Here is a 6756-nt window from a genome sequence, read left to right on the forward strand (position 1 = left end):
AACTTTGATTCTCTTCACTTGCCAAAAAATGCCCTCAAACGCTTATCTGCAGGATACTTTCTATGTTTTGTGATGTTATTGAACACCAACGCCACCACAAACAGAATCAATGTGCCCGTTAAAACAGGCGATAAAACATAATAATAACCCAAAGCTTTGATTTTTTCGGAACCCATTATAGCAATTAGTGCAGTTGCACCACCGGGCGGATGAAGCGACTTTGTCATTTGCATCGCCACAATAGAAAGAGCCACGGCAAGCGGAGCCGTTATCCAAATAATTTCCGGTAGAAATTTATAGATTGTTACGCCAATAAAGGCGGAAATTAAATGACCCACAATTAAATTTCTTGGTTGAGCGAGCGGACTTTGAATAGCACCATACAACAACACACTCGACGCTCCAAATGAACCAATAAGGAAGATATTTTCATCTTTGGTTAGCCAATGACTTTGAATATAAGCAATGAGGCCGATGCCCACAAATGCTCCCACAAACGACCAAAAGTGTTCTTTGTAGTCCACCAAGGTTTCTTTATAGATTACGTAGCGTGAAATGCGTAAACTTCTTTTTATTTTTTTCTTGACCACTGTTTGGAGATTAGTGTAGAGTACAAATTAAATAAAAAATCCGAACGTACTGCCCGGATTTCTATATTTTATTAGTGGTTTATAATACTCGTTCAAGTGTGCAAATAATCACTGGAAAACTAATAATTAGTCTTTATGACCTTTTCCATGTCCTTTAGATTTTCCATGACCTTTTCCGCGATGACCTTTATGTTTAGCTTCTTTAACTAAATAAACATTACCACGTTTTCCATATTTTACCTTATGAGTTTTATGAAGTTTGTAAGGTGCATTTCCTCTATAATCGGTAAGGTAAACAACATTTGCCCCTCTTAAATTGTAACCTCTGTATTTAGCAGGAAGTGCTGCTGAACGATGCCAACGACCATTTCGAATATAAATAAATCGTTCTGCGGGAACATCATAATAAACATCTACTTCCGGTAAATAGTAGTATTGAACCTCAACTCGATCTGCCGGTGCCCAAACGGGTGGCGTTCCAAAGTTTACGTTGACAGAAACTTGTGATTCCATAGTAAAACTAGTCAACAATAACCCTAACAGTATACCTTTAATTGCTTTCATGATCTTTACTTTTTATGTTTAAATATAAGTTGATAAGCAAAGATTGTGCAAGAATGTAGAATTTGTGTTATGGAATTTTTTTTATTTGTTATATAATTTTAATCAACGTTGTTTTAATTAATTGAAATATAGAACATTAAACTATTTTGTTTTACTGTTTTATTGATTGTAATTTAATTGAAATTATTTTGCTGCGAGGTCGGGAGACGCTCGCAGAGCATCGTGCTAACTAAGAAGACTTTGGAGGGGTTATCGCTAGTGCGAGCGTCACGCTCGTACCCACATTCTAATTCCTATCAATCTCAATAATAGTTTGATCATCATTTCCATAATTTCTGGCACTACTATATTTATAATCAATTGGGTCAGTAACAAAACCCGACACAACAGGATTTTGATGTATATAATTTAACTTCTGCTCAAAAACTTTTAATGACCAAATTTCAATAGGCTGATTATTTTGTTGCCAAAATTGACGATGCTTAACATTACTATTTTTCTTTCCTGCCTTTTCAAACATCCATAAAAGCCATTCCCTTCTACTTTCTTGTGTGTTTTCTTCAATCATTTTGAGCATTTTTCTTGAGGTAAATCCTTTAAAATCTCGAATCAATCCAGAAGGATCTCCGGTTTCTGAACGGAAAATTAAATGTATGTGACTTGGCATAATACAATAACCAAAAATTTCCATTCCTTTATTTTTTCTACAATAGTCTAATGATTCAATTATACAACCAAAATAAGCATCTCTTGTAAAAACATCAATCCAATATACCGTGGCAAATGATATAAAGTAAGCACCTGTAGCTTCTCCAAACTTATATTTTCTACTCATATTTCAAATATAGAAAAAAAACTTGCAATTTATTTAGAGTAGAGCGGAACTTAATTTGGCTAAGTCATGAAAAAACATAAAGGCACAACGAACGCTAGTGCGAGCGTCACGCTCGTACACGCAATCTAATTCCAAGAAATTTCTACAATAGGTTTATATTAAACTAATATAACTAATCAGAGTCAAATTTTTAATGAAAAAGAGTTGATTTTGTTTGTGGGTACGAGCGTGACGCTCGCATTAGCGGGGATTACCAATTAACATCTTCTTTCTCAATAAATTCTTTTAAAGTATTTTCAAAAGCCTCCATTTGTTTGTCCAAATCTTGAAATATTTTAAATTTTTTATGATTTTTTCCGACTTTATAAAGTTTTTCAAGTGCTTCTTTAGGAATTTCTCTTGGAATTCTGGTAACAGAACTGCCAATAAAACCACCATTTCCAATTGCCCCAGCAGAACCTATTGAATAAATATTAACTTTTTTAGGAACTATGAAAAAGTTATAAGCTTTATATTTCAATTTATTGTCTTTAAAAGAAAACTTTAAGTCATAAATAACATCTTTTGTTTTGTTATTGTAGAAAATCAAAAAATGCGATTTATACGCAAGTTCTTTTTCCCCGATAGTGTATAATTCATTTTCATCTTTATAAATAACGGGCATTTTATTTACTTGACAATACTTTTCAATTTTTTCAATCAATTCAGTTTTATCTTTTTCAGAAATATGGATTATATTTTCATAATAGATTAAATTTTCGTTTTTATCGTATTGATAAGTAGTTTGTGCAGAAATATACTTTGTAGAAAGAAGGATAAATAATAGGATAAATGTTGATTTTTTCATTTTCTTAAAAATTATGTGATATTAGAACTAATAAAATTATAGGTGAGTGGTTATTAAAACCAGTCTTGATCTCATATAATTGCCAACTTGTTTATATATAACAAAATTATACTAATACACCCAAATTTGGATAGATTTGTATGATAAACATAATACTTTTTCAGCCATAAAAATACTCAAATTTGTAACACTTCAACAATTCTCCACCAAATTTCATAAAATTAAAAACATACCTTAAATTGAATTGTGGTAAAAAGTTATCCAAAACTACTTTTTACAAGTTAGTCAACTACTTTTTTCACGTTCCAAACCCCTTTCACCACGACCCGAACTACTTTTTACACGTTCAATAACTGGTTTTTTGACGTGGCAAACTCCTTTTTTTGGGTTCCGAACTACTTTTACCACGTTGGTAGACGTATTAAATGGGGTTCCGAACGTCATTTAATACGTTAGGGGACGTGGTAAAAGGGGTTCCGGACGTATTAAAATACGTTGTAGGACGTGGTAAATGGGATTCCGAACGTCATTTAATACGTTAGGAGACGTGGTAAAAGTAGTTCGGAACGTGGTAGAATACGTTAGAGGACGTGGTAAATGGGGTTCCGAACGTCATTTAATACGTTGGGGGACGTGGTAGAATACGTCTATGGACGTGGTAAAATACGTTCAGCGACGTATTACTTTATATTTAACCTAACTGAAAAAAGGTGAGAAATGCTTGCAAAGAATGATTTAGCAAAAAATTAGTTAATCATTTTCTCCAATTCCTTATAAATTTCCAACGAAACTCCTTTTAAAACACGAGCTTCTAAGGCTTTGTTGAATTGGTAAAATTCATAATCCTTTTTTATGCCTCCTTTTGTTTCATTTGTAGTGACAAAATTCTTTTCATAAAAAATTTTATTGTTATCCACATATAATGAATTTATATACGAGACCTCTTCATCAATCGGACTTTTTTCTCTGGTTAAAATTCGGATTAAGTTGTTGTTATTTTTATAGAAAATAAAGGTAATTTCTGTTTTGCTTTGTTTAAAATTGGCTACCGCGTAGTGCCTATTTTCAGAATGTGAAGAACTAATGGCAATAGAATCAATAGGAAAATTGGGTTTTTCTGTAAACTCTCCTAAATCTTCCTTCATTCTATCTACTTTTTCATCAATTTTCAGGACTTTAAATTCTGCACTTCGTTGGTAATGCGTTTTTACTCCTTCTTGCACTTCTATTTTGGTTATTTGATCAAACTGAACGTGGTTTATCAACCCTAAAATTCTTGATTTTTCTCCTTTCAACGTGTCGTTTTCTATAAAAACTGTATCAAAAAAGAAGGCGTTTTTTTTACCGTCCTTTTGCGTAACCCGCATTTCTATAGCAGGAGAATTGGGCAGCGTGGTTGCATTTCCCTTACTATCATACACCACCAAATTGTCCAGATCATACGCTTGATAAATTGTTTTTTTATGTTGATTTTCAACTTTAGAAAGTTGTTTCTTAAAATTTTCAGGCGGAATGGTATAGGTTTTACACGAAATCAATAGTGTCGTTAGTAATACAAAAAGAATGGTTTTTACTTTCATGGTAATGAATTTCTATTGCTAATTGAAAGAATAAACTATTCAGTCAAAATAAGATTTATTATAATCGGTTGTTTATAAATTTTCTATTTTCAAATAAACCATATCCGCTTTTTTATCAAAATATATATACCTGAAATCTGTTGCAGTAAACCCGGCGGTGAATTCTTTGTATGATTTATCGTCTTTAAATTTTTCGAAATAATTATCGCGTTCAATGGGTTTATGAATGGTTTCGGCCCACGAAGATTCATCCAGATTAAGTTGTGTATCAATCACAAATTGGATTGGTTTTAGATCGCTTTTGTCGGTATACATCATCGCCAGTGCATCATAATAATCCATGTTGGGACCAAATCCTCTGGGTATCGATTGTTGCATCATCTGATGCTGTTGCCGCATCATTTGCATTTGCATGTGCATCATTTGCTGCTGTTGCATCATCATCCAATGAAAATGCCACCAATTGTGGTTATAATAATATTTGTTTTTGTCAACGCGATCCAGCACCACCAACAACTTATTTGGGTCTTTTGTTTTGTTAACCGTAACAGTAGGTTTCATGGCGTTTTTGGCAGCACTTTGAATAAATTTTTCTCGGTTCTCTGCACTAAGTCTAAGCTTAAAATCATTTTGCAACGAGATGCTTTTTGTTGCTTTTTTGGTAGTCATGTCAAAAGAATTCAGCATAACATCTTCCTTTGAAACCGCTACAGACAGAAGCATATTATTTGCCACAAACGTATTTTGGTCTTTAATTTCTTTGGGATAATTGAAGTCGAAATCGGTAAATTTATACTTTTTACTTCCGTCAAGGTGAAGGGTTAACACCTCAATATTACTTTTGTCTTTCTCTGAAGTAAAAATCAATTTATTATCAGCTAAATAACTTTTTCGTTTAGAAATCGGACCGTTTTTTACAAATTCATTTTGGTTCACTTCTTCGGGAGTTTCGCCAAAAAATGATTTAAAATTATCGAATTCTGTTGGAGAAAATTCAAATTTATCTTCTTTCATTTCTTTTGAATTTGAAAAAGAAGTGGTTGATAGTTTGTTTTTAGTTTTATCAAAATCAACAAAAACCGTTTGATTGCTTAATCGAAAAATATTCTTCGGATTAGAAAAATCTTTGGTTGTTGTGGATTGAAACTTTCCGGTATTCACATCAAAATCGATGCGTTGCAACTCTTTTTTCTTTTCATAAAAATTAGAAAGCGTTACAGTAGAGCCATTTTTGTGATAGGAAAGAATACTCGGCATTTCTGTAGTTTCAAACATATCCAATTGCTTTGGTTGTTTATTTGAATCGACAAAAACCGGAATAATTTCAAATTTTTTAGTGTCCGAATTTTTAGTAAACACAAAATGAAGGGTTGAGTTTTCGCTTAATTCGGCAGAAAAGGTTCCTTGAATTTTTTGATTCTTTTCTATTTTAATGTTGAATAAATCATTCGAAAAGATAAATTGTGTAAAAAAACAAAGGGTTAAAATGACTAACTTTTTCATATGATTATAATTTTTTACTAAATTAATAATTCCCACAATAGCACTACTATTGAAAAAATAAAAAAGATAGAAATTTTATCATTTTTTAAAAAGCTGTTCTGTTTGTGTACCTTTGCCGTTCTCAAACCAACAAAAATGTCTTTTTCCTATTCCAAACACGAAAAACTTAAAAGTAAAAAGCAGATTGATTTGCTGTTTTCGGATGGGAAATCGGTATCCAAATATCCCTTGCGGTTGGTTTTTGCTCCGGTGGAATTGGAAAATGACGAGAAAATTAAGTTTGGCGTTTCTGTCTCTAAGAAATATTTTAAAAAAGCAGTCGATCGAAATTATTACAAACGATTGCTGCGTGAATGCTATCGATTAAACAAAAAACTCTTGTTAGAAAACCTTGACAAACACTACGCCATCATGTTTTTTTATCAAAGCAAAGAAGCAATGACTTTTGAAGATATAAATGCAAAAACGGTTCAACTTTTTGAAAAGTTTATCAAGGAAATTCAGTCGTAAAAATTGGTTCAATTGTTGTTGTACGTTTTTTGAGAAATTTTCGTTTTATATTTCTCGCAAAGACGCAGAGACGCAAAGCATTATATTTACTATAACTTTTTGAAGATTTTTTTTGCGACTTTGCGGCTTTGCGAGAAAAAAAGAAATATTGCGTGAAACTAAAAATTAATCCGTTGATAAATAATCGTTTATACGTTATATTTTATCACGCTTTTTTAGGCTTCACGCAAAGACGCAAAGCTTGTATTTCGTTGAGTTATACATTGAAGATTTTGTATTAAATGCAATGTTTAAAACCCTTCTCTGCGACTTTGCGGCTTTGCGAGA

7 protein-coding genes are annotated in these 6756 nt (G+C 32.3%); 1 reads left to right on the plus strand and 6 read right to left on the minus strand.

The genetic code is table 11. From position 1 onward, the window contains the following. Positions 1-14 precede the first annotated feature (14 nt). The 6 genes from AC23MC_RS11535 to AC23MC_RS11560 form a co-directional block, all read right to left on the minus strand. Positions 15-590, minus strand: coding sequence for an HPP family protein (locus AC23MC_RS11535; protein WP_487568507.1), 576 nt, complete (start codon positions 588-590; stop codon positions 15-17). A 126-nt stretch (positions 591-716) separates the two neighbouring features. Next, positions 717-1154: a hypothetical protein gene (locus AC23MC_RS11540; RefSeq protein WP_487568508.1), complete on the minus strand. Its 438-nt coding sequence runs from the start codon at positions 1152-1154 to the stop codon at positions 717-719. 286 nt (positions 1155-1440) lie between these two features. Continuing rightward, positions 1441-1989, minus strand: coding sequence for an REP-associated tyrosine transposase (locus tag AC23MC_RS11545; protein WP_487568509.1), 549 nt, complete (start codon positions 1987-1989; stop codon positions 1441-1443). Between the two features lie 250 nt (positions 1990-2239). Beyond that, positions 2240-2836, minus strand: a complete 597-nt coding sequence (locus tag AC23MC_RS11550; protein ID WP_487568510.1) for a hypothetical protein — start codon at positions 2834-2836, stop codon at positions 2240-2242. Positions 2837-3582: 746 nt separating this feature from the next. Then, positions 3583-4416: a hypothetical protein gene (locus tag AC23MC_RS11555; protein ID WP_487568511.1), complete on the minus strand. Its 834-nt coding sequence runs from the start codon at positions 4414-4416 to the stop codon at positions 3583-3585. Positions 4417-4488: 72 nt separating this feature from the next. Continuing rightward, positions 4489-5919 (minus strand): hypothetical protein, encoded by a 1431-nt coding sequence (locus tag AC23MC_RS11560; protein WP_487568512.1) that lies wholly within the window; start codon positions 5917-5919, stop codon positions 4489-4491. A gap of 135 nt (positions 5920-6054) precedes the next feature. Here AC23MC_RS11560 and rnpA point away from each other — a divergent pair, with 135 nt between their 5' ends. Then, positions 6055-6429 (plus strand): ribonuclease P protein component, encoded by a 375-nt coding sequence (gene rnpA, locus AC23MC_RS11565; protein ID WP_487568513.1) that lies wholly within the window; start codon positions 6055-6057, stop codon positions 6427-6429. Positions 6430-6756 lie beyond the last annotated feature (327 nt).

The sequence above is a fragment of the Flavobacterium sp. T50_26 genome (genome assembly GCF_057652995.1).

Coding starts and splice junctions, on each gene's coding strand:
- AC23MC_RS11540 (WP_487568508.1), bottom strand. CDS start 1,154: ATGAAAGCAATTAAAGGTATACTGTTAGGGTTATTGTTGACTAGTTTT.
- AC23MC_RS11545 (WP_487568509.1), bottom strand. CDS start 1,989: ATGAGTAGAAAATATAAGTTTGGAGAAGCTACAGGTGCTTACTTTATA.
- AC23MC_RS11550 (WP_487568510.1), bottom strand. CDS start 2,836: ATGAAAAAATCAACATTTATCCTATTATTTATCCTTCTTTCTACAAAG.
- AC23MC_RS11555 (WP_487568511.1), bottom strand. CDS start 4,416: ATGAAAGTAAAAACCATTCTTTTTGTATTACTAACGACACTATTGATT.
- AC23MC_RS11560 (WP_487568512.1), bottom strand. CDS start 5,919: ATGAAAAAGTTAGTCATTTTAACCCTTTGTTTTTTTACACAATTTATC.
- rnpA (WP_487568513.1), top strand. CDS start 6,055: ATGTCTTTTTCCTATTCCAAACACGAAAAACTTAAAAGTAAAAAGCAG.